The sequence below is a fragment of the Segatella asaccharophila genome (assembly GCF_054687055.1).
Genome location: NZ_BAACAN010000034.1, coordinates 1 through 24,312, shown reverse-complemented (window position 1 = coordinate 24,312; position 24,312 = coordinate 1). Strand labels below are relative to the sequence as shown.

At 43.5% G+C, this 24,312-nt stretch carries 13 protein-coding genes, 1 tRNA gene and 1 pseudogene; 7 read left to right on the top strand and 8 right to left on the bottom strand.

The genetic code is table 11. The annotated features are described in order from the left end of the window. Window positions 1-123: 123 nt before the first annotated feature. Window positions 124-831: pseudogene (locus ACYRYG_RS12640) on the bottom strand (TonB-dependent receptor plug domain-containing protein); the annotation flags it as partial. Window positions 832-1,227: 396 nt separating this feature from the next. Between ACYRYG_RS12640 and ACYRYG_RS12635 the strand changes: the two are divergent. Next, window positions 1,228-1,299, top strand: a tRNA-Arg gene (locus tag ACYRYG_RS12635). A 61-nt stretch (window positions 1,300-1,360) separates the two neighbouring features. Then, window positions 1,361-2,164, top strand: coding sequence for an ADP-ribosylglycohydrolase family protein (locus ACYRYG_RS12630; RefSeq protein WP_460198381.1), 804 nt, complete (start codon window positions 1,361-1,363; stop codon window positions 2,162-2,164). 93 nt (window positions 2,165-2,257) lie between these two features. Here ACYRYG_RS12630 and secDF read toward each other — a convergent pair whose 3' ends face one another. The 3 genes from secDF to ACYRYG_RS12615 form a co-directional block, all read right to left on the bottom strand. After that, window positions 2,258-5,299 (bottom strand): protein translocase subunit SecDF, encoded by a 3,042-nt coding sequence (gene secDF / locus ACYRYG_RS12625; RefSeq protein WP_293418138.1) that lies wholly within the window; start codon window positions 5,297-5,299, stop codon window positions 2,258-2,260. A 147-nt stretch (window positions 5,300-5,446) separates the two neighbouring features. Then, a complete protein-coding gene (locus ACYRYG_RS12620) occupies window positions 5,447-6,586 on the bottom strand; it encodes an endonuclease/exonuclease/phosphatase family protein (protein WP_293418140.1) in 1,140 nt (379 codons plus the stop codon). Window positions 6,587-6,641: 55 nt separating this feature from the next. Next, window positions 6,642-7,649 (bottom strand): rhomboid family intramembrane serine protease, encoded by a 1,008-nt coding sequence (locus ACYRYG_RS12615; protein ID WP_293418142.1) that lies wholly within the window; start codon window positions 7,647-7,649, stop codon window positions 6,642-6,644. Between the two features lie 204 nt (window positions 7,650-7,853). Here ACYRYG_RS12615 and ACYRYG_RS12610 point away from each other — a divergent pair, with 204 nt between their 5' ends. Further along, window positions 7,854-8,129 (top strand): HU family DNA-binding protein, encoded by a 276-nt coding sequence (locus tag ACYRYG_RS12610; RefSeq protein ID WP_293418144.1) that lies wholly within the window; start codon window positions 7,854-7,856, stop codon window positions 8,127-8,129. Between the two features lie 225 nt (window positions 8,130-8,354). On the opposite strand, the gene ACYRYG_RS12605 is transcribed toward ACYRYG_RS12610, so the two are convergent. From ACYRYG_RS12605 to ACYRYG_RS12595, 3 genes are all read right to left on the bottom strand, one after another. After that, on the bottom strand, window positions 8,355-9,161 hold the full coding sequence (locus ACYRYG_RS12605; RefSeq protein ID WP_293418146.1) for a gluconate 5-dehydrogenase: 807 nt from the start codon (window positions 9,159-9,161) through the stop codon (window positions 8,355-8,357). Between the two features lie 58 nt (window positions 9,162-9,219). Next, the gene (gene kduI, locus ACYRYG_RS12600; RefSeq protein WP_293418148.1) at window positions 9,220-10,065 is read right to left on the bottom strand and encodes a 5-dehydro-4-deoxy-D-glucuronate isomerase; all 846 of its coding nucleotides are present in this window, start codon (window positions 10,063-10,065) and stop codon (window positions 9,220-9,222) included. Between the two features lie 203 nt (window positions 10,066-10,268). Continuing rightward, entirely contained in the window at window positions 10,269-13,085 is a 2,817-nt protein-coding gene (locus ACYRYG_RS12595) for a helix-turn-helix and ligand-binding sensor domain-containing protein (RefSeq protein WP_294077282.1), read from the bottom strand. Between the two features lie 317 nt (window positions 13,086-13,402). Between ACYRYG_RS12595 and ACYRYG_RS12590 the strand changes: the two genes are divergently transcribed. The 4 genes from ACYRYG_RS12590 to bglX all read left to right on the top strand — a co-directional run bounded on the left by ACYRYG_RS12590 (window position 13,403) and on the right by bglX (window position 21,812). Then, window positions 13,403-16,423, top strand: coding sequence for a SusC/RagA family TonB-linked outer membrane protein (locus tag ACYRYG_RS12590; protein WP_293418152.1), 3,021 nt, complete (start codon window positions 13,403-13,405; stop codon window positions 16,421-16,423). A 19-nt stretch (window positions 16,424-16,442) separates the two neighbouring features. Continuing rightward, entirely contained in the window at window positions 16,443-17,909 is a 1,467-nt protein-coding gene (locus ACYRYG_RS12585) for a RagB/SusD family nutrient uptake outer membrane protein (RefSeq protein ID WP_460198379.1), read from the top strand. 220 nt (window positions 17,910-18,129) lie between these two features. Beyond that, on the top strand, window positions 18,130-19,506 hold the full coding sequence (locus tag ACYRYG_RS12580; protein WP_293424186.1) for a glucoamylase family protein: 1,377 nt from the start codon (window positions 18,130-18,132) through the stop codon (window positions 19,504-19,506). Window positions 19,507-19,571: 65 nt separating this feature from the next. Beyond that, window positions 19,572-21,812 (top strand): beta-glucosidase BglX, encoded by a 2,241-nt coding sequence (bglX, locus tag ACYRYG_RS12575; RefSeq protein WP_460198382.1) that lies wholly within the window; start codon window positions 19,572-19,574, stop codon window positions 21,810-21,812. Window positions 21,813-21,896: 84 nt separating this feature from the next. Here the strand turns inward: bglX and ACYRYG_RS12570 are convergent, their stop codons facing one another. Next, entirely contained in the window at window positions 21,897-24,086 is a 2,190-nt protein-coding gene (locus ACYRYG_RS12570; protein WP_460198378.1) for an alpha-L-rhamnosidase-related protein, read from the bottom strand. Between the last annotated feature and the right edge of the window lie 226 nt (window positions 24,087-24,312).

The window sequence follows — 24,312 nt, the reverse complement described above, 5'->3', positions numbered from 1 at the left end:
TAAAAGTTTCTTAATAAAAAGCGTTATTTGTTTGATTGATACTACAAATTTACAACTTTTTTGCGAGAAACTTTTATTTTTACAGTACTGTTTTTAGCCTATTTTATGGGGTGGGAAACTTCAGTTATAATTAACACGAGTTTTCCCCATCTGCCCGCCTTTGGTAGTAACGAGGATAACGCCATTAGCGGCACGAGTACCATAGATGGCTCCGGAGGCAGCATCCTTCAGCACCTCTATGCTTTGAATATCACTGGGGTTCAGATAATCGATGCCCCCTTCAATCGGCATACCGTCGACAATATAAAGAGGATCACTATCATTAATCGTACCGACACCACGAATCCGAATCCGCGCAGCAGCTCCCGGCTGACCGGAAGAAGAAGTGACGGTTACACCTGCGGCGAGCCCTTTCAGGGCGTTGTCAACACGGACCGGATCGGTCCCAGCCAGATCCTCTGCCGTAACCTTGGCAATCGACGCCGTGACAACACTCTTCTTCTGGACGCCATAACCAATGACCACAACTTCATTTAATGCGGTAGAGTTATCCTTCAAAACAACCTTCAGATTTGGAGCAGCTTTCACTTCTCTGGTCTGATAACCAATATATGAGATCACTAACGTTGATCCAGGATCAACCGAGACCGAGAAATTTCCATCCAGGTCCGTTACGCCACCTTTTGCTGTGCCTTTCTGAATAACCGATGCGCCGATAATTGGACTTCCCTGACTATCTACGACACTGCCCGTAAAGACCCGTTGCTGGGCGAAAGTAAACGTGCAAGAGAGTATCGCCAACAAAAAGGTTATAAGTTTAATTTGTTTCATACTGTGATAATTTAGTTATTACACTGATTTAAGCATGATCATACAACCAAAAAGGTTCATGGTACCTTATAAAGGTCTGACAAAGATAATCAACAATTGATAAGTTGTTCCCGGCAAAGATAAAAAAGTGGAATGAGTGGCAGCCTACAAACGCATAACTTGCTTAAAACAAACAGTTTATGAACATACCGTAAGATCAAATGAGTGGATGAAATATAACCATCTATCCGACAAAAAGAAATGAATATTACTGACTGCGACACAATCCCAAGACCCCTAATAAGTCTAAAATGACCATTCCTTTTCGTCCATAAGCCTATTTGTCATATCTAAGAATAAAAGTAAACGCAATTTTTGCATAGCTCACAAAAAAAACTTATCTTTGCATACGATGACGGTTCTATAGTTCAATGGATAGAACGGAGGTTTCCTAAACCTTTGATCCGGGTTCGATTCCCGGTGGAACTACATAGAGCGGTCACTCTATAATGAAAGACAACCAATTTAACCTTATTTATTTTATTTGTCTATGCTTGGAGCAATTATCGGAGATATTGCGGGTTCACGTTTTGAGGCCTCTGAAGCACCTGCTCCGCAAGCCGGATTTCAATTATTCGTTAAAGATAAGGATTGTGGTTACACAGATGACACGATCACGACAGTAGCTATTGCTGACGCGATCCTGAACCATAAATCCTATCAAGACAGCCTGCTTCACTGGTGTCACAAATACCCCCACCCAGTGGGAGCATACGGGGGGAAATTTCAAGACTGGCTCGAATCAGCCCATCCTCAACCTTATGGATCGTATGGCAACGGTTCTGCCATGAGGGTAAGTCCCGTAGGATGGCTGTTCAATGATTATCATGAAGTGCTCAAAGAAGCCAAGAAGAGTGCTGAATGCAGTCATAATTCTGAAGAAGGAATCAAGGGGGCCCAATGTGTAGCCACCCTGATCTATTGGCTTCGCACATGCCGTATCCGGAGAGATCAGATAGAGAATGCGGTTAAAAAGAATTTCGGCTACAGTATTCCTCCCTTGAAAGACATCAACCGTATTGGCCGTACCGGCCACATTGATACGACGTGCAATGAAACGGTTCCATGGGCTATACGGTGCTTCCTGGAAAGTGAAGATTTCGAAGATGCCATCCGCATTGCAATCATGACGGATGGAGATACTGATACTAAAGCGGATATTACAGGCGCTATAGCTGAAGCCTATTATCAAGTACCAGAAGAATTAGCAGGAAAGGCCTTCTCATACTTGCCTGAGGATATGCTGAATATTGTTGAACAGTTCTGCACTACAATCCAGAACTTCGTGGTATAGGTCATCAGGGAACAGCAAGAATATCAAATGAAAAGCAGGCCCTCATTCCGTTTTGGAATGAGGGCCTGCTTTTCATTTGATATTCTATTTTCTTTATGCTTTGTAATCAATAGGGGCAGCAGCCGTTGCAGCCTCCACCTGTTTCTGAGCCTCCTCATTACGAAGATGCCTTCCCAGGACGAGATAAGCGACAGGTGATGCAATGAAAATGGAAGACAAAGTTCCGAATACAACACCGAGAATCATTGCAAACGAGAAGGAACGGATACTTTCACCTCCCAGGAAGAAGATACAAAGTAATACGATCAAAGTCGCCAACGAAGTATTCACCGTACGTGCTAAAGTTTCATTGACAGAATCATTGAATAGCCCTTGCAAATCGCTCTCTGCCTGTTGCGGATGCAAGCGGAGATTCTCGCGGATACGGTCAAACACCACCACCTTATCATTAATGGAATAACCGATCACCGTCAATATGGCTCCTATGAAAGTCTGGTCCACCTCCAAGGAGAACGGCAATATACCCCAGAAGAGGGAATAAACGCCAATGACCAGGACGGCATCACACGTCAAGGCAACAATAGACCCTAAAGAGAAGGCTACATTGCGGAAACGGATCAAGATATAGAGGAAGATGGCGATCAGCGCCAGGATGACACTGATAATTGCCCCGTTCGTGATGTTCTTAGCTGCAGAAGGTCCTACCTTCTGACTGCTGATAAGACTGCCACCATCACGAATGTCAGGATTCTTAAACTTAGCCACACTCTGCTGGCTGATCAGGTTAGCTTTCTTCAATCCTTTGTAAAGGACTGTTTCAGCCTGACCATCAATAGTAGGATCATCACTGTCGATCTCCCAGTTAGTTGATACACGGATCGTCTTATGGTCAGTACCCAAGGCAATAGCGGTAGTCGTAGCCTTCGATCCGTCCTTGTTGACAAATGCACTACCCAACGCATCACGGACCTGCTCAGGTTCTACTGGTTTTTCAAAGGTTACAACATAGTTGCGCCCACCGGTAAAATCAATACTACGGCTCATGCCACGGACTGCAAAACTTACGATACAGATTACGATAGCAATCCCCCATATAAAACGAGTTTTCTTGAAAGCTGCCATAAAGTGATAATGTGTATTCTGCATCAAGTTCTTGGAAACTGCCGTATAGAACTTCTGGTGCTGCCAGCGGTCATGCTTCATCTGATGCTCGTAAACCAAACGGGTCATAAACACGGAAGTAAAGAAAGAACAGATCAAACCGATGATCCAGGTCGTAGCGAAACCACGTATAGGACCAGTGCCGACCAGCAACAGGATGACACCGGTAATCAATGAAGTGACGTTACTATCAAAGATAGCAGAGAAAGCGGCCTTATATCCTAATTCTATGGACTGTTTAATACCTTTCCCCCTGCGCATCTCTTCCCGTACACGTTCATAAATCAGCACATTAGCATCCACAGCCGTACCTAAGGTTAATACGATACCCGCTATACCTGGCATTGTCAAGGCCGACTGGAAAGAGGCAAGAATACCCAACGTGAAAAACAGGTTGATAATCAATGCACCATTGGCAATCATACCTGGGATCACATCATACATCATGCACATAAAGATCATCAAGAGGACAAAGGCAATGATGAATGACACAAATCCCTGATGAATAGACTGGGCTCCAAGTGACGGTCCGATCACCTCCTCCTGTACGATATGTGCAGGTGCAGGCATACGGCCAGACTTTAAGATGTTAGCCAGGTCTTTTGTCTCCTCAATCGAAAAGTTACCACTGATCTGAGAACTTCCACCATCAATTTCCTGGTTCACACGAGGAGCGGAATATACAGAACCGTCCAGGACAATGGCAATGGCCTTACCAATATTAGCCTTGGTCAACTGTGCCCACTCACGGGATCCTTCAGAGTTCATCGTCATACTTACGACAGGTTTGCTGAACTGGTCAAACTCATCCTTAGCATCAGTGATCACATCACCCTGCAGAGGAGCCTGACCATTAGGAGTAGTCACCTTCAAAGCATAAAGCTCAAACACATTCTTCGCATTAATCCCCTCAGCCGGTTTAGCACCCCACAGCAACTTCAAGTCACCCGGGAGGACCTGCTTAGCCACAGAAGAGTAGATAATGCGATCGACAGCAGCTGTATCACGGACATTAGCATATCCGACTAAAGCGAGAGACTGAGCCCCAGTCAACTGTAAACGTGCCAGCAAAGGATGCTGTCTGATAGCTGCCGCAGTAGCAGCAGACTGAGAGACCTGACTTTGGTTATTTGCCGTCTTCAGTTTGAACATCGGCTTTGCCAGTTTTGCTATTTTCTTACCAGCCTTACCAGCTACTTTCTTCTCCTTATGGGCAGTAGAATCTTTTTCCGCTACCACGCGCTGATCCAACTGTTGCAAATAAGGAGCGATCTCCTCGGCATTATAAGTCTCCCAGAATTCCAGATTAGCACTCCCCTGAAGGAGTTTCCGCATCCGTTCCGGGTCGCGGATACCAGGCATTTCAACCATGATACGACCTTCCTGACCCTGAAGCCTCTGAATGTTAGGCTGAACAACACCGAACTTGTCAATACGAGTACGGACGACATTGAAGGAGTTATCAATGGCCGCCTGAACATTTGTACGAAGGACTTTCTCCACCTGGCTGTCCGAGCTCTGTGGATTTACTTTCCCCTGCAACTCCTGAGTAGCAAAGATCTCTGCCAACTTATGTCCCGGTGCGTTTTTATGATAAGCTTTGATGAAGAGAGAAATAAAATCACCCTGACCTTTTTCATCTTCTGTCTTTGCTTCAGCGATAGATTTTGTGAAAAACGGCTCTGTCTTATGGTCAGCCAGCATTTCAACGACATCAGGAACTGAAACTTCGAGGACGACATTCATACCGCCTTTCAAGTCCAGCCCCAAGCCAATCTGAGTCTCCAGGCAGTTCTTATAAGAATAAATGCCCAGATACTTCACAGAGTCTTTATAATCCTGCGCGGCAATAGGGTCTTTAATCTTCGCTGCTTGATGGTCATAGTAGCTTGTAGCCACAGAGAACGACAGGTAGAAGATACTTGCAAGCGTCAGTAAGACGGCAATACAAATTACTAATCCTTTGTTATGCATTTTATTAGTTATATTATTAATTTATTGTTTTTCCAATGGACTGATGGAAATCATCCCTTTCCGGCATGGACACAATACCAGTCAGATGTGCAAAAGTACGTATTTTTTGCCACTTATAAAAATTTAAAGGCCTTTATTATTCATTTTTTAGCGTTTCAACGATTTTATTCCTGAATTTTTGCCAGCTTTACTTTGTGAGATCCATTGAGGAGTCAACCAGCAATAAATGGGATAATGATCCGACTCCTTGATCTTCCGATCTACTTTTGCGCCGTATGGCCGCCAGTCCGAAGAACAGAGGATATGATCAATCCTGAAAAGCATACCACTTCTGTGATAGCTCCATCCCGGCCCATTTCCAGCAGATACATAGCAGTTGGTTAATCCTTGTGACATCCGGTAGAGGGAATAGGAAATCGGATTATCATTAAAATCTCCACAGACAATCACCGGACGACCTTTCCGGTGCACTGCGATATAGTCTGATACGGAATCAACCTGAGGAGCCCGGATAGCTCCAGCCAAAGATAGTTTATCTATTAGACGGTCCGACCTTTGCTGGCTCCCATTGGCAATAATACCACCCTGAACCAGTTTTTTGAAATCAGCTTTGTCTTCAGGATCCAGTTTATTGGATTCCAGATGATTGTTGACCACGAGAACCTCTCTACCGTGAATGTTCAAGACACAGGCAATGCTGATATTACCCTTAGAAAGATACGGAATTATTTCCCTATGGCTCATAGGAAACTTACTGTAAATAGCCACAACATCACCGCTTCCAGATTTTTTTTCATGATAAGAATAAGGATAAACAGCACGAAAGATATGAGCAGCAGAATCACAATCCGGACCATTGGCTTCCTGCAGGCAAACCAGATCAGCTCCGGACGCTGCTATATAATGAATGACAGGGTTTGTCGAAGCCGTATCCGCTCTCGCAGGAAAGAGTCCATACTGCTCTACATTGTAAGACAACACCTTAATCGCTTTTCGAGGTTTTTCCTGTGATAGATTGAAAGGAGCATAGCGTCGCACAGGACCATAGCATAACAAAAATCCAATCACAGGAATAATCACTCCACGAACACGGAAAGTCAACCAGAAAAACAGGAACAGCAAGTTGAGAAAGAGAAAGATTCCAAATGCCATTCCCCCACAAGCCAATACTGGATGAGCTACAGGATCAATCCGGTCAGAATAGCCCGTCAGGACCATCATTAAAATCGTTGCCACATTGGCACCGGCAATAACCTGAAGCGTAAATTTCCTTAATTCCCCCGCCATACATTCTCCTGCTCATCAGGAAAGGATAATTAAAAATCCCTCCCCACCTCGGCTCTCACTTATGATCACTTTCGTCAAACAACTCCTGCTTTTCTTTTGCCGTCAGACTATCATAGCCACTTTTCCTGATCTTATCCAGGATACGGTCTATTTCTTCCTGATGGGCCTTTTTGCGAGCATTATAGTTCCAATCCTGACTTTCCTCAGAGGGCACAGGAGATTCAGGCCCCTTATGCTTTTTCCAGCCAAAGGGTCCTTTGCTTTTGCCCGAATGCCGGTTATTTCTCCCGAACGATCCACCATTAGCAGAAAAGCCCTCACCTCCACTGTCAGCAGAACGGTTTCGTCCTCCAAAGACGTTCTTGACCCGGTTAAAAGCCGCCTCGCCACTAGACATCCCATAACGTTGCCCAGGATGCTTATTCCAATAACGAATCATCAGGAATCCGAAGAGCATCCCTCCCAGATGTGCAAAATGGGCCACCTGGTCACCGGGAGTAGCCAAAGCAGAGAACAACTCAATGGCAACATAACCCAACACGAACCATTTAGCCTTAATTGGAATAGGGAAAGGAAAGATAAATATCTTTTCATTGGGCAGCAACATGCCAAAGGCCAGAAGGACGGCATAGATAGCGCCAGAAGCCCCAACGGTAGTCATCCCATTAAATGCACTCGGGCTGACCATACTGAAAGTATACCCCATAGAATGCAACTGCACGGAAATAGAAATATACTGTGCCAGTTCCTGGCACAAGCCTGCACCGACACCACATGCCAGGTAATAAAAAAGGAATTTCTTAGGTCCCCATATATTCTCCACCACACAGCCGAACATCCAAAGAGCAAACATATTAAAGAAGATATGTTCCAGATTGGCATGCATGAACATATAAGTAATGAGCTGGTAGATATGAAAGTCTGCAGCCTTGAAGAAATGAAGGCCAAAGACATTATTCAAGATCAAATTACCATTAGGGTCATGGCCATATAATACGCAGGCTAAAAAAGCCAGAGTATTGACGATCAGTAAATTTCTTGTAACTCTTGGTGTATGGAACATAAATAATCCTCTCTTTGATATTACAGCCGCAAAATTACGAAAAATATCCATTAAAACACCTTTAAAAAGACTGTTTTAGGGGTTTTTTTCTTAAATTGATCACTTTTTTTATTTTTTTGTTTGAGATGTCAAATCTCTTTCCTATATTTGTCGGGAAATAAGGATAAATCATTATTTACTAATTAATTAAATATATTTTAGGTCATGAATAAGACAGAATTAATTGACAAGATTGCTGCTAAATCGGGTTTAAGTAAATCTGATTCCAAAAAAGCACTCGACTCCAGTATTGAAGTATTGAAAGAAGCTCTTGCAGCAGGTGACAAAATTCAATTGGTAGGTTTCGGCACATTCAGTGTAAACGAGCGCCCGGCTCGTCAGGGTATTAATCCAGCTACAAAGCAAAAGATTGAAATCGCCGCTAAGAAGGTAGCCAAGTTTAAGGCAGGTGCAGAACTAGCAAGTATCGTTAACAAATAAATATTTTCAAAAAAAGGGCGTTTCAATTGAATCGTTCCTTTTTTTGTTGAAAGAATTTTCCAACTACTCACTACATCCCATCCGTCTGATTCGTTTCTATAAACAGGTTTGATCCTTCAGGATCTTACCATTATTAATAATCCCCTACAACGAACAGGTTATAGGGGATTCATTTTTAAGACTCTCGTCTCTTTTTGTATCGCTCATCGTAAAAGCCGAGCCTGCTTACTGAGGTTGCTTTCCGATATAAGCCAGGATGCCCCCGTCCACATAAAGGATATGACCATTCACAAAGTCAGAAGCATCCGAAGCCAGGAATACAGCCGGTCCCATCAAATCTTCCGGAGTCCCCCAGCGCCCTGCAGGAGTCTTGCTGACGATAAAACTATCAAAAGGATGACGGCTTCCATCTGGCTGACGTTGGCGCAATGGTGCTGTCTGCGGAGTAGCTATATAACCCGGGCCTATTCCATTACACTGGATATTAGCTCCACCAAATTCGGAACAGATATTACGTGTGAGCATTTTCAATCCACCCTTGGCAGCAGCATAGGCAGAGACTGTCTCTCGGCCGAGTTCACTCATCATAGAGCAGATATTAATGATTTTTCCATGTCCCTTTTTCATCATCCCCGGAAGGACTGCCTTACTGACAATAAACGGAGCATTCAAGTCAATATCTACTACCTGCCGGAAATCAGCAACGGACATATCCAGCATCGGAATCCGCTTGATTATTCCCGCATTATTCACTAGAATATCAATCGTACCCAGGTCTTTTTCAATCTTCCCAACCAGATCTTTCACCTGTCCCTCATCTGTACAGTCAGCGATATAGCCCTTTGCGTCAATCCCCTCAGCCTTGTAATCAGCAAGAGCCTGATTAAGATGCTTCTGGGAACGACAGTTGAACGCAATTTTTGCGCCGGCTCTTGCAAAAGCCTCAGCAATGGCAAAGCCGATACCATAGGCAGCTCCTGTGACAAGAGCAACCTTACCCTCCAGTGAAAAGTTTTTAGAAAATGTATCCATTATTATCTCGTTTTTAAAAGTTTGTCTCTTCATCCCAGATGAACAGAGCAAAACAAAATTATTTTAAGTCCGTAATCGCAAAAAAGTCCTGATCAGAATAGTCCAGATTCTCTCCTCCCATCCCCCAGATAAAGGTATAATTATGAGTAGCTGCAGCAGAATGGATACTCCATTCAGGAGACAGCACAGCCTGATTGCCTTTCATCCAGATATGACGAGTTTCATGAGGCTGGCCCATCAAATGGCAGACTGCCTGGCCTTCGGGAACCTCAAAATAGAAATAAGCCTCCATACGCCGGCTATGGATGTGGGCTGGCATCGTATTCCATACACTTCCCACATTAAGTTCAGTCATCCCCATCTGAAGTTGGCAGGTAGGCAGGACCTGATTGACAATCATCTTGTTAATAGTCCGTTTATTACTCATTTCCAATGATCCGAGATGTACCCGGATAGCATCTGCTATGGTAACCTTTCTACAAGGATATTCTTTATGAGCAGTGGTACTATTAAAGTAAAACAGAGCAGGCTTCTCTGCATTTTCACTGGCAAAAGTCACCTTACGGTCACCGCGTCCAATATATAAAGATTCTTTATATCCAAGCAGATAGGTATCCTCTCCCACTTTCACGACTCCTGTACCCGGTCCGACGTTATAGATACCCACTTCACGACGGGTCGTGAAGAAAGGAGCCTTTAAAGGATCGATAGCTTCAAGAAGAAGAGTTTCCCTAACCGGCATTGCCCCTCCCACGATCATTCGATCATACATGGAATACACCATATTCACTTCATCAGGAGTAAATAATGTTTCTATCAGGAATTCTTTTCTTAAACGGGTTGTATCATAACTCTTTGCATCCAGAGGATGAGATGCATAACGCAATTCATAATTTGTTTTCATCAGCTTCAAGTTTGTTTAATTCAAAGACCAGCAATCGTGTGTTATATAAAATCAGCAAATATCCGATTACGGTCTATTAGATGCAAAGATAATCAATTAAATGAAAACATACCGTAAAAACAGAAGAAAAAAACAAAAGAAGATTTCATATTACAGGGCAGGCAATTGAAATTTATCTTCCTTCTCTGTCCTGTACGAAAAGTTTATTTTAGATCAATTAGAAATTCCGTCAGGCTCTGTCCTCCGGGAATCTGGAGTTTTCTGCGCAAGCGATACCTTGCCCCTTCAACTCCCCGAATCGTCAGTCCAGTAAAATGAGCTATATCCTTCGTGCTGAGATTCAGCCGAAGCAAGGCACAAAATTTCAGATCAGTAGTAGTTAGAGCAGGGTACCGTTCCCTCAGGTTTCGAAAGAACATCTTATGGATGAGGTCAAAATTCTCACGATAAATATTCCAGTATTCATCAGAATCAATATGATCTGTAACATGACGAAGCATCCGTTCGATCTCATGTCTGGAAGACAATCCCAACGGCACGTGATCCTTCAATTCCTGTTGGATATCAGAGACCTGTTGCTTATGCATCACAGCGTCCATAGCCATGCTGGCTATCTTCCTTCCCTTATCCTGAAGCTGCTGCTCTAAGAGTTGTTGTTTCTGGCTCTCAATAATCTGTTCCTGTTCAGCCATTTTTAAGTCCTGGCGCATCTTCTCAGCTTCCATTTTCCGTGCTCTGCGATAGACCATCCGGTCAGTTCTCCACCGGACAAACCAAACAAGTAAAGAGCAAAAGAGAAAGAAATAAAAGACAAAAGCAGGGATTGAAAGAAGTAAGGGCCGCGGATAATTAAAGGTGTAAGCCACTCTTCCTAACAGATGACCATCGACATCAACAACCTCCGCCCGGAAATGATATCGTCCATAATGTAAACTGCTATAAGTCACATTCGGATTTGAGGAAACAGAATGTAGTTTTCGTCCTCCACCACGAAGAGAATAAATAAATTTTAATTGTGTATTATTATAATTCGGATAAGTAAGTTGAATTGAGACATCTCCACTTATCGAAGGATTACTCCCGTCTATCGGCAGCAGGCGGATTTTCCGGTCAGAAGTTACATCTTCAACCCTACGAAGAAGCAATTTTTCCGGAAAATTGCTTTTAATCAACGGAGCCCGCAAGTCCATACAGCCTACTCCACCATTCAGGCAAAAATAAGCCAGTCCCCCCATGACCCTCACATTATTCATATAGTCACCACACTCAAGTCCAAAGAATGCAGCAGGCACATAGGCGATACGATGGTAATTATTATTTTTATACTGAATCAAGGTATAACCTTTGTCCGACACCAGCCAGAAGCGATTATTATCTACCGGTGCAGAAGACACAATATTTTCACAGGCGAAATCAGAAAGAGCCTTACAGGGTACAATTCCTGATTTCCACGCCATATATAATCGTTTTCCGTCAGATAATATGATTTCTCCACGAATTTTCATCACATAAATCCGACAAGGTCTCTTGCAGCCGTCAAGAGATGGATAATACTTAATCGATGACACTTTTCTCAGATCACCGGAAAGTTCAATGCGATAGAGTCCAATATCCATGTTTGCTGCCCAGATGACGGACTGACCATCGATTTCGAACTGGCGGACGGGTGCATTAAATCCATTAATCCGATTCCGAAAATGCCATTCATGATTTTTCTCCCCATATACCTGAAAGGCAGAATAACTCGATTCTATCAGATAATCACTATCCACCGTAGAATATCTACGAATGGACGTACCACCGGCATCCGTACTGCCGGGTACAAGACTCGCTGACCTATCATGAATATATTTTGTGCCATGATTATTCCCCACAATCAGTTGGTTGCCAATACCCGTAATAAACCAGTTCTGGCCTTCTGTTCCATGGATGGAATATAAAGGACCTTCACGATAGAGATACGTACACTGATTCGTAGCGATGTACATCCGGTCAGGCAAACGGTAAATATCATAGACCATACCCAAGGAAGAGGCTGGGTCAGTAAACAAGGAATATGGCGCTCCACTATGGATCAAGGCCACTCCCACATCAAGTGCAGCCCACACATTATGATCACGATCACAAAAAAGACGTAATACACTATTGTCCCGCAAGAGATTATGTGTATCATAATGCCATTTCAAGCCACCTTTTCTGTCCAACCCATAAATCCCCCCGAGAATTGTTCCTATAACAAGAGTAGAATCATGAGGTATCATAATAGCCCGATTGACCTGCGCAGTTTTCAGTTGTCTGTCTACTTCAGTTTTAAGAGGAGAAATCCGGTGGCCATCGTAGATATATAAGCCATTAAATTCAGTACAAAGGAGCATCAGTCCCCGATGAAATGGCAATGCAGCCACGACATTATCCCCATGGAAAACGGTCCTAGGAAGTACAGGGAGGTAGTGTCCGTTCACCACCTGGCAAAAAGGCCCATTGATCAGTTGGGAATAAATTTTTCCGAAGATGCTGAAAAAATACAGAGGCAACCGGTGAGACGAATAATGAACTCTGACCGTGTGTCCATTATATTCAAACCATGAAGCAAAAGACTGAAAAAGGATTTTACCATCTCTGGTCTTAATAATATTCCATATCTCATCATGATGTGGAGTATAACGTCTGACCAGATTCCATAAAGAAGTAAAATGTAACCTTCCAAAAATATCACGGGTAAAATATCCAAAATTCTCATAACTACCGACATACAATCGGTTCCCGTCCACAAGCAGAGAACGGGCAATAGCATTTCCCGGCAGGGGTGTAAGACTCCAGTTATAACCGTCAAAACAAAGTACACCTCTGTTATTGCCAATATAGATCTCTCCGTTCTCCCCTTGGTCAATTGCCCAATTCTGTAATCCCCCGTCATAGTCCAAAGAGGAATAATTGGTAACGACAGGTACGAATCCATCCGCAAAGGACAGGGTAGAGAAAGTCAAAACCAGCAAGAAAACAGACACTATGCGTTTCATATATACTTATCAGGTTGGTGCAAAAATAGATAAAAATTCCGAGCAAGCAAAGGAAAAAATCAGAAAAGCTTTCAATATATTTAAAAAGTTTACAGATCCCTTCCTCTATTACTTCCAAGAGTTTCCTTGTTGCTAACAAAAAAGAGATTTTAACTTAACATTTAGCATGTTGATAATCAATGTTTTATAATTTTTATCGTGGTAAAATCGTAGTCTTTCATGTAGCTGTCGTATTGTTATCGTAGGCAAATATTTGACATTTTCATTTCTTCAACATAAATTTGCAATTGACAATTAATTTAAATCTGAATACCAAAATGAAGAAAATCGTATTATCAATTCTATTGACCCTGTGCATCCAATTATCCTTTGCACAGTCACAGACTATCAAAGGTCATATTGCAGATGCAGCAGACCAGCCCGTTATCGGAGCCACCGTCCAGGTAGACGGATCCAAATTAGGGGCTGTTACCGATTTGGATGGCAATTTTACTATTCTGAATGTTCCTGCGGGTTCCAGTCTTACCATCTCTTATATAGGGATGAAGACGCAGAAAGTAAAAGCCTCACCCTTAATGAGCATCCAGATGAAAGATGACTCCAAGATGCTTGATGAAGTAGTCACGATAGGTTATGGCACGCAAAAAGCCAAAGACCTTACGTCCCCCATTGCAGTCATCAAAGGGGATGAACTGACAAGTACCCCCTCACCTGCCCCAATGACGGCACTACAAGGTAAAGTAGCCGGTGTCAACATTGTCAGCAGCGGTGCCCCAGGTTCGGGTCCTACCGTGAGGATCAGAGGAACAGGATCCTTTAGTAATTCCAATCCACTTTATGTCGTTGATGGCATGTTTTATGACAACATCAACTTTCTTAACTCCGATGATATCCAGGATATGAGCATTCTGAAGGATGCTTCTGCAGCAGCCATCTATGGAGTACGTGCGGCTAATGGAGTAGTGCTGATTACAACAAAAAAAGGACTCCGAAACCAGAATGCGAAAATCACCTATAATGGTTATGTAGGTATACAAAAAGCTACAAATGTGATGAAGATGTGTAACTCGAGTGAATATGCCCAAATGCTCCTCGAGGCCAATTATGATGCTTATCTGTCTTATTTTAAGGCAAGTATTGACCGTTACGGTGGAAGTTATGCAGACACGGATTTCCACAAGTGGACCTTTGGAAGCAATACCGACTGGTATAAGGAGTTGCTGCGTTCTGCACTCATCACCAACCATAGTATTGGCATAAGCGGTGGAGGGGAGAGAGCTACTTACTCTATGGGCATGGATTATACCTATCAAAATGGGATCATGGATGTGGATAATAATTATAAGCGCTTGAATTTCCGCGCAGCATTGGACTATGATGCAACAAATTGGCTGAAAGTCGGATTCAATGGAATATTTGTAAATTCTACTCAGCAGCTGGCCAATAACGCTGCATGGCAACAAGCCTTCAACGCTCCAGGTATTTATCCTGTTTATGACGAACTGAACACATCCGCTTTTCCTCAAAAATGGGCCTCACCTTCTTCTATCGGCTACACTGCCAACTTCTACAATCCAATAGCCACAGCTGAAGAATATAATGCCAGGAACGATACGAAGCAGGTACTGAGTAACTTCTATGCCAAATTTACCTTTATCCCTGACAAACTCAGTTTCCAAACTAGTATCAGTTATGACCATTCTGCCATCCAAGGCAGGATTTTTATCCCTTCATACTATGTCAGCAGTTGGCAACAAGCCACGCAAAGCAATTTAACAAAGTCAACGACCAATAATGACAATTATGTATGGGATAACACGCTGACCTACAATGACCAATTAGGAAAACATTCCTTTGGAGCCATGGCCGGCTATTCCATGCGCCAGGAAAGTTACCGGTATCTCTGGGGGAACGCAGTAAATATCCCGGAGGATAAGGAAGAATACTGGTATTTAGACAGAGGCAATGCTGATGGTATCACCCTTGGTGATGACGGCACGACCTATCGAGGACAAAGTTACTTCGCACGTCTCAACTACAATTATGCCATGAAATATTACCTGATGTTTACTTTCCGTGCTGATGGTTCTTCCAAATATCAACAACATTGGGGATACTTCCCTTCATTAGGTGCCTCATGGGTGGTAACGGAAGAGCCGTTCATGAAGAACCAACATATCTTTGATTACCTGAAACTCCGTGCCACATGGGGGCAGTTGGGCAATGACCATGTAGCCGCAAGTGATGGTTTTGCTTCCATCAATACAGGTAACAACTATTCCGGTGTATTCGGGAGCAGCACTATTGCCGGGTATCAAAACACCTCCTATTTCAGTTGGCTAAAATGGGAACTGGTAGATGAATTCAATCTTGGATTCAGTATGTCATCCTTGAATAGCCGTCTGAATATTGATTTTGATTATTTTCACCGCATGACCAAACATGCTGTCATCAGTATGAATTTGCCGTTCAGTACCAATACTTTGGCTGGGAATTACGGTAAGATCCTCAATAGCGGTTTCGACATCACTGCAACATGGAACGACCGGATTGGATCTGACTTTAAATACCATTTAGACACAAACCTTTCATTACTAAGGAACAGGGTAAAAAGCCTAGGAGGACCAAAGATGATTAAGGGTGGTGAAACCGTAAATATAGTCGGCAAAAAGATGAATTCTTTCTATGGTTACAAAGTAATCGGCATATACCAAACAGCAGAAGAATGTGCAAAAGATCCAGTTGCTGTAGCTAATGGGCTTGAACCGGGTGATTTTAAATATGAAGATGTGAACAAAGATGGCAAGATTGACGGAGATGACGAACAAGCTTTGGGTTCCTATATACCTGATTTCACCTATGGAATAAGTCTAGGGTTCAACTGGAAAAGCATTGACTTCGAATTAACCACTTACGGACAGACCGGTGCACAAATGTTCAATCGCAAACGTGCTTTACGATATGCACAAAGTAATTATAACTTTGACGAAAATCAATTTAAACACAGATGGACCGGAGCAGGTTCAACCAATAAATATCCTTCCGCAAAAGCTCTTACAAAAGCCTGGAATATAAGCGATCAACGTACCAACTCCTATATGGTTGAAAATGCTGACTTTTTCCGCATCCAAAACGTCACATTAGGCTATTCTTTCAAGAATATCAAGTTGGGTTCCTACACAATGCCAAGCATCCGACTAAGTCTGACTGCCGATCGACCGCTCACCAGTTTCTCGGCAAATACTTTTACTCCTGAGATTAGTGATCCTCAAGGATGGGATACCAATGTATACCCGCTTACTGCGACTTATACATTCGGAGTACAAATTCAATTCTAACCACTTCATATATATAACCATGAGAATTTTTAGAACTATTTCTGTTTTTACAATAGCTGCTTTAACCCTTTTAGCCACTTCATGCGACTATCTGGACAAGGATCCGGAGAACAGCATTCCGGAAAAGAAAGTTGATTTTACCAATATCAGCAATATGTACATGCCGGTATCAGGTGTTTATGCCAAACTCCGTACGGATGGTATGCATTGGATTATCCAGGGACTCAGTGTCATCAGAGGTGGTGATTTATGGTCTGGACGTGTTGATGATCAACAATCATTAGTAGACTATGGAAATTACAAATATGATAACACCTTTTGGGGGCTTAACACAATGTGGAATAATTATTATGATATGATAAGGACTGCCAATTCCGCATTAATATCCCTTGACAGCTATGCCGCAAACATCAAGGATAGCACTGAAATGCAGACTTACCGGTCTTACTGCGGGGAAGTCCGTTTCTTACGTGCCTTTGCTTACTTCCGGCTGGTCCAAGGATTCGGTCCAGTAACCATCGTACGGGATAATCAACAAGTCGATTTAACTCGTTCCACTGTAAGGGCCGTAAATGCTTATATCCTGCAAGATTTACAATATGCTATTGATCACTGTCCGCGCTTACGTCCAAACGAGATGGAACATAAAGGTGCTGTTACGGCATTCTCCGCCGAACAGTTAGCAGCTAAAGTCTATTTAAACGAAGGCGATTACCAGAAAGTGAAGGAACTGACTGATGATATCATTAATAGTGGAAAATTCAAGCTTTATGATAATTATTATGAGCTGTTCAAGATCCCGGGGAAACTTTGCGATGAGTCACTCTTTGAATGTCAGTGTACTGACTTTAGCACAGGCTCCGGTGATATGGTAGATGCCGATCAGTGGTTCGTATTTCAAGGACCAGCAAACGATGGAAACATCTCTGGCTGGGGATTTATCGGTTATTATCCAGCCTTCAGGGACTGGGCAAAGGCCCGAGGAGAAACCGTCCGTTATACAACCTCTTTCTTGGAAAAGGGAGAAACGACTCCAAGTGGCGACTACATTAAAGGCTCCGATAACCCCACACAAACTGACTGTTGGAATGGTAAGGTCTATACGCCATCCAATGAGCTGACTCCAGGACGTACTAAATATGGTTCAAACAACAATATCAGGATTCTCCGTTACGCCGATGTCTTACTGATGAACGCTGAAGCTAAAGTACGATTGGGAGAAAATGGAGATGCTCCTTTCAATCTGGTCAGGGATAGAGCAAAGATGCCTGAGCTCCACAATGTAACCATAGATCAGATCTTGGACGAACGCCGTATGGAATTCTGCGGGGAATGGGGAGAAAGGTATCAGGATCTCATTCGTACAGGATTAGCTAATACCGTTCTTAAGTCAAAAGGATGGACTACTGACAAGACTTACTTTCCTCTGCCATTCGATCAACTTAATAATGTTCCAGATTTAAAAAACACGCCAAAGGATGAATAAATCAGTTCTTTCTTTTGATTTACCTATCTTATTGGACTATAATTTTCCCGGCAAAAGCCGGGAATACTTTATGTTTAAACAATACTTGCCAAGTAATCAACAGCGAAACAGGACTCCAGTACCTATTATTTCAAGGATTTACAGGGGTTCCTGACATCCATCATAAAATTCCGCAATTATTCTTAAAAGCGCATTACTCTTTTTAATAATACATTAGTAAATGAAAACAATATTAAGACTTATCATATTTCTTTGCCTCTTCAACGTTCTGAATTCTTGTGCGGCAAATAAGAATGACCAGAATTTTAACAGAAATCCACCTGCCGCTATTCGGCCAGACTCATTCCCCAACGACAGCACATTACTTGACTATATCCAAAAAGTCAGCCTCAACTACATGTGGGACGGTGCAGAACCTACTTCCGGAATGGCGCGGGAGCGGATTCACTTAGACGGAATCTATCCGGACAATGACCAGGATGTCGTTACTATAGGAGGCAGCGGATTTGGTATTGCCGGTTTACTCACAGGGATTAACCGTGGTTTCATCGATAGGGAGCAAGGACTGGAGCGCCTTGAAAAAATTGTCAACTATCTGTCCCATGCAAACCGCTTTCACGGGATGTGGCCACATTGGTTATATGGTCCGACAGGAAAAGTAAAACCTTTCGGAGAAAAGGATGATGGTGGAGACCTTGTGGAAAGCAGTTTCCTGATGGCCAGTCTGCTTTGTGTCCGGCAATACTTCAAAGATGGGAACCAGCAAGAAAAAGGATTAGCAGAAAAGATCGATTCACTATGGAGAGGCATGGAATTCGACTGGTATCGCAATGGAGACCAGAACGTACTCTACTGGCACTGGTCACCCGACTACGGATGGGCTATGAACTTTCCTATCCAAGGATATAATGAATGTCTGATTGCCTATATTCTTGCTGCCTCATCTCCCACTCACAGCATTCCTGCTATATGCTATCACGCCGGATGGGCACGAAGCGGAGCCATCCGAAGCAATGCTGCACCATACGGGTATCCTCTAGAATTAAAGCATAATGGGGCAGAACAGACCGGAGGACCTCTGTTCTGGGCTCAATATTCATATATAGGGCTGGATCCAAGGCATCTTTCAGATACCTACGCCAACTACTGGAATGTGGTGCGTAATCATGCATTGAGTGATTACGCTTATTGCGTAGCCAATCCAAAACATTATAAAGGATACGGGGAAGATTGCTGGGGTCTGACTGCCAGTTACTCCATCAATGGTTATGCCGCTCACTCTCCAAACAATGATCTCGGTGTCATTACTCCTGCAGCAGCCCTCTCTTCCTTCCCCTATACACCAAAGAAATCCATGGCTGCCCTGAAAGGATTTTACCGACAAGGAACATGGATATGGGGAAAATACGGCTTCTATGATGCTTTCTCCGAGCAGTCACATTGGACGGTACCCCGCTATCTGGCTATTGATCAGTGTACGATTGCTCCGATGATCGAAAACTACCGGTCAGGACTGCTTTGGAATTTATTCATGAGTTGTCCGGAAATCCAGAAAGGTCTGTATAAACTTGGATTCACTGTCAATGCTAACAGGTGAAAAACAAACACAGGTACGTCATGAAAGTAAAAAAGAAAATTATCCGTCTGCTCCTGATCATTTTGATGTTCCCCTTTTCAGCAGGAGCACAAGAGAGCACAAATGACATGCACCAGTTTATTGACAGACTCATGAGCAGTATGACTCTGAGAGAGAAAATCGGCCAACTCAACCTTCCTGTAACCGGCGACATCATTACTGGGCAAGCAAAAAGCAGTGATATTTCAGGAAAGATCCGAAGAGGGGAAGTCGGAGGACTGTTCAACCTCAAAGGTGTAAAAAAGATCCATGAAGTACAAAAAATCGCCGTCACTCAAAGTCGACTGAAAATCCCCTTACTTTTTGGCATGGACGTCATCCATGGTTACCAGACCATCTTCCCTATACCTCTCGCCCTCTCATGCAGTTGGGACATCAAATCCATTGAAAAGGCTGCCCGCATTGCAGCTGATGAAGCCAGTGCAGACGGCATTTGCTGGATCTACAGTCCGATGCTGGACATTTGCCGTGATGGCAGATGGGGAAGGATGGCTGAAGGGAACGGTGAAGACCCTTATTTGAGTTCACAGATTGCCCGTGCCATGATAAGAGGCTATCAAGGTCAAGACCTGAAAGCCCGAAATACCGTTATGGCCTGCGTCAAGCATTTTGCCTTATATGGTGGTGTTGAAGCCGGTCGTGAATATAATACTGTAGACATGAGCCGGATCAGTATGTTCAATTATTATTTTCCTCCCTACAAAGCTGCAATTGATGCCGGTGCCGGAAGTGTCATGACTTCCTTTAATACCGTAGACGGCATTCCGTCGACCGGGAACAAATGGCTCCTCACCAATATACTACGCCAGCGATGGGGATTCAAAGGTTTTGTCGTGACAGATTATACGGCAATCATGGAGATGGAAAATCATGGACTAGGCAACCTGCAACAGGTATCTGCCTTAGCCCTTAATGCCGGAACGGACATGGATATGGTCTCTAACGGTTATATTGACACCCTGGAAAAGTCTGTAGCAGAAGGAATGGTCAGTGAACAGACCATAGACCAAGCCTGTCGACGCATTCTGGAAGCAAAATACAAACTTGGCCTTTTCGATGATCCTTACCGCTATTTGAATCCGAAAAGGGCAAATACTGAGATCTACACTATAGAACACCGTACGGCTGCCCGTAATCTGGCAGCAGAAACCTTCGTCCTGTTGAAAAATGAAAAACACCTGCTCCCTTTACAGAAAAAGGGTACGATAGCTCTTATCGGTCCTTTAGGTAATACCAATACGAACATGCCGGGGACCTGGAGTGTTACAGCCACCTTTGACAAATATAAATCTCTATATACAGCCATAAAAGAAGCGGTCGGGAACCGGGCTGACATTATTTATGCCAAAGGTTCCAACATCTGTTATGACTCTGCCCTTGAAGCCCGTGGCTCAATGTTCGGCCGCGGGATCCGTGATCACCGGGATCCGAAAGAGATGCTTAAAGAAGCTCTGGAGGCAGCCCGGAAGGCAGATGTTATTGTCGCTGCCATCGGAGAGACATCAGAAATGAGCGGAGAATGCAGCAGCCGGTCTGATCTGACCATTTTTGATGCACAGAAAGATTTACTCACAGCACTAAAGAAAACAGGTAAACCGATCGTACTGGTCAATTTCTCAGGACGTCCTACCGTCATGACCTGGGAACAGCAGAATTTCGATGCCATATTAAATGTTTGGTTCGGGGGATCAGAAGCTGGTAGTGCCATCTGTGATGTACTTTTCGGGAATAAAGTACCCAGTGGACATCTGTCTTTTACGATGCCTAAAAGTATGGGGCAAATTCCCATCTATTATAATCATCTGAATACCGGAAGGCCCCTCGAAAAAGGAAAATGGTTTACAAAGTTCCGTAGTAACTATCTCGATATTGACAATGATCCTCTTTATCCGTTCGGTTACGGACTCTCCTACACTACTTTTAAATATGGACCCCTGAAACTGGATAAAAACACGATGACAGAGAAGGGGAGCATCAAGGCCAGCATCACAGTAACCAATACCGGTGATTATGACGGGGACGAAGTAGTGCAACTTTACATTCATGACCTTGTTGCCAGCCTTTCCAGACCTGTCAAAGAACTGAAAGATTTCGTACGCATTCATTTAAATAAAGGAGAATCTAAAACGGTGGTCTTCACGGTCACACCAGACCAACTGAAATTTTATAACAGCAAACTGGAATATGTTTGTGAACCAGGTGATTTTGACATTATGGTCGGTCCCAACAGCAGGGATGTTCAGACCTTACGATTTTCTTTACAATAAAAAATCTATACCGTAAAAACTTCAAGAGCCTGAAACGAAACTCTTGAAGTTTACGATATAACCTGTTTTCATTTAAAAAGCCGACTATTCTTTACTGCTTAAATGGTACTTCCCAGCCTTCAATCTTTGAACCTCTCTGCCAAGCATGACGGTAGCCTGAGTCCCTTCAGGTACAGTCAAAGTCAAATGAATGTATCCATTTTTCTTTTTAATCCTTATGCGGATCATCCCGTATAACGTCTGCATATTCGCAGAGACTTGTGACAGTCCTGCCAAATCAGGTTTCACCTCAAAGGTCTTAAATCCAGGAGAGGTAGGCCTTACACCACAAACCTCTTGCCCGAAGATGACAGTCATACCACTGGCCCAGGCATGATTGATACTGCCTCCCTTATCCCAGAATTCAAAAACAGTGGTCTGGTCCTTATAAGACATCATCTTGACATATTTTTCTTTGGCTCTCTGTAAGGCGAACTCCCCTTGGCCCATCTTAAATAGAGCCCGCTGTACATACATTTCCATAAGCGGACTGGCAAAATACGACTTCTTCAATATACGGACGATTTCCGGATATTTGTCTGGATCCGCTAATCCTGACAGTACAGCCATGGCTTGAGCACGATCGTCACTGTCCATTTCCTTATAAGAATCAGAACGATAATCGCTGCCTTTCCAATAACAACTGTCAAAATGGTCCTTCATTCTCTTCATTATCACATCATCAGCCTTTACGTCAGCCTCTCTATTCAGCATCCGGGCGAAGTCCCTTTCGCCCTTCAATGCCAGATAATACCATTCAGCCGTAAGGAGAGACAAGTCAATATGATCTCCCCAGTCCGCCCAGCTCCATCCACCTTCCCGGGTGATTGCGTAACCATTGTTGTCCATTTTCCACACATCATGCAAATACCGGTGCAATCGATCATAGATCACGGAAACAAAAGAACTGTCACCACTATTATAATACTGCTTATGGAAACCATACCAGCCTACTGACATCAGCATCTGAACAGGGAGTTCTTTATCCCAGTTACCAGCAGGAACAGGAGCGAAGATCGTTCCATCTCTCCGCTGCCAGTTCATGAGTTCATAAATTCCCTTATTGATGATCTGCCAGGAGGAAGGAGAAAGGGTATAAAAATTTTCCTGTATGTCATTCGTAACGTCTCCCCACCATTGTGCCCGCTCCCGGTCAGGACAATCAGAATAGGTATCACGCATATTTACGTAAAGAGTACGGGCAGACCGCTTCCACAATTCTGTAAAAAACGGATCATTACATTTAAAGTTACCGACAATCTTCGTATCATAACCACTTTCACGATACCTGACGGCAAGCACCTTCACATTTTCAGGAATCCTATACTGGACTTCATTGCCATTCATCCAGCCTAAAGATTCATATTTCTGGACACCGTTACAAGTAATATACTCCCCACGTACACTGGGAACTCCCGCGACAAGATAATCCTCCGTACGCATATCGATGGTATCCCCTGCAGGAGCTTTTACTTTAAGATAGGGTGTCACCTGTGCATCATAAGGTAACCGGCAATGCAAAATACGAGTTGCAGGATCAAAAGATTGGCTCACATATTTTTTCAAACCAGAATATCGGAACAATGGAATCGGGCGCAACACTAATTTTCCGAAGACACCATTCTCAGCCACAGCGGAGAAAACCTTCGCCTTAGGGAAATGCCCCCGGAAAGCAGGAGAATACCAGTCACCCAGACTTTCCCGGCCGTCAAAACAAAGATTACTTTCACACAGTCGATAGTTGGGTTCAGGATTACCCACCTTACCATAGGCCTTATAAACCGTAGCCTCCCAAGATTCATCAGAGACAATATCCACATGCTCAGAATGAGCTTCAAACAACAGGGCCGCCTGACCACTACTCTTATGACTAAAACCTTCCTTGCCATAGAACAGAGAAAGTATAGCTATCACATTACGGCCTCTATGCAGATAAGGACGGATATTCACGACATCATAATAGGAATCTGACGGCGATGGGCCTCGCTTCAGGCCACCTTCAAAGACAACCATTCTGCCATTTATCCACAACCAATATTTAGAATCCATGGAAATCCGTGCCATCAATGACTTCGGGACAGCAGAAAGGACAACTGTTTTACGGAACACTTGCCATGTGTTTACGGTACTCTTGCAATTCTCAGACTCTATCCATTTGGCCGTCCAGGCCGATGCAAACGACTTGGTCGAGAGGACTATCAAAAAAAGAAAAACTAACGAGAACTTACTTTTCATGTAACTTAAATCTGTTTTCAAACGAAAAAATAAATGAGATCATCCTTTTGGACAATCTCACTTACTTCTCATACCTTTAGATAATTGCCGGGGCTTTCTTCTGAACACCCTTGGAAATTTTCATCGGTGCCGTCAACTTGATATTCTCGACGGACTGGCCGATCATCACCTCATAGACTCCAGGATCCAGTACCCAGCTGTTGGTGACTGCATCAAAAGAGGCCAG

Coding starts and splice junctions, on each gene's coding strand:
- ACYRYG_RS12585 (WP_460198379.1), top strand. CDS start 16,443: ATGAGAATTTTTAGAACTATTTCTGTTTTTACAATAGCTGCTTTAACC.
- ACYRYG_RS12590 (WP_293418152.1), top strand. CDS start 13,403: ATGAAGAAAATCGTATTATCAATTCTATTGACCCTGTGCATCCAATTA.
- secDF (WP_293418138.1), bottom strand. CDS start 5,299: ATGCATAACAAAGGATTAGTAATTTGTATTGCCGTCTTACTGACGCTT.
- ACYRYG_RS12595 (WP_294077282.1), bottom strand. CDS start 13,085: ATGAAACGCATAGTGTCTGTTTTCTTGCTGGTTTTGACTTTCTCTACC.
- ACYRYG_RS12570 (WP_460198378.1), bottom strand. CDS start 24,086: ATGAAAAGTAAGTTCTCGTTAGTTTTTCTTTTTTTGATAGTCCTCTCG.
- ACYRYG_RS12580 (WP_293424186.1), top strand. CDS start 18,130: ATGAAAACAATATTAAGACTTATCATATTTCTTTGCCTCTTCAACGTT.
- ACYRYG_RS12605 (WP_293418146.1), bottom strand. CDS start 9,161: ATGGATACATTTTCTAAAAACTTTTCACTGGAGGGTAAGGTTGCTCTT.
- ACYRYG_RS12615 (WP_293418142.1), bottom strand. CDS start 7,649: ATGTTCCATACACCAAGAGTTACAAGAAATTTACTGATCGTCAATACT.
- ACYRYG_RS12620 (WP_293418140.1), bottom strand. CDS start 6,586: ATGGCGGGGGAATTAAGGAAATTTACGCTTCAGGTTATTGCCGGTGCC.
- bglX (WP_460198382.1), top strand. CDS start 19,572: ATGTTCCCCTTTTCAGCAGGAGCACAAGAGAGCACAAATGACATGCAC.
- ACYRYG_RS12630 (WP_460198381.1), top strand. CDS start 1,361: ATGCTTGGAGCAATTATCGGAGATATTGCGGGTTCACGTTTTGAGGCC.
- kduI (WP_293418148.1), bottom strand. CDS start 10,065: ATGAAAACAAATTATGAATTGCGTTATGCATCTCATCCTCTGGATGCA.
- ACYRYG_RS12610 (WP_293418144.1), top strand. CDS start 7,854: ATGAATAAGACAGAATTAATTGACAAGATTGCTGCTAAATCGGGTTTA.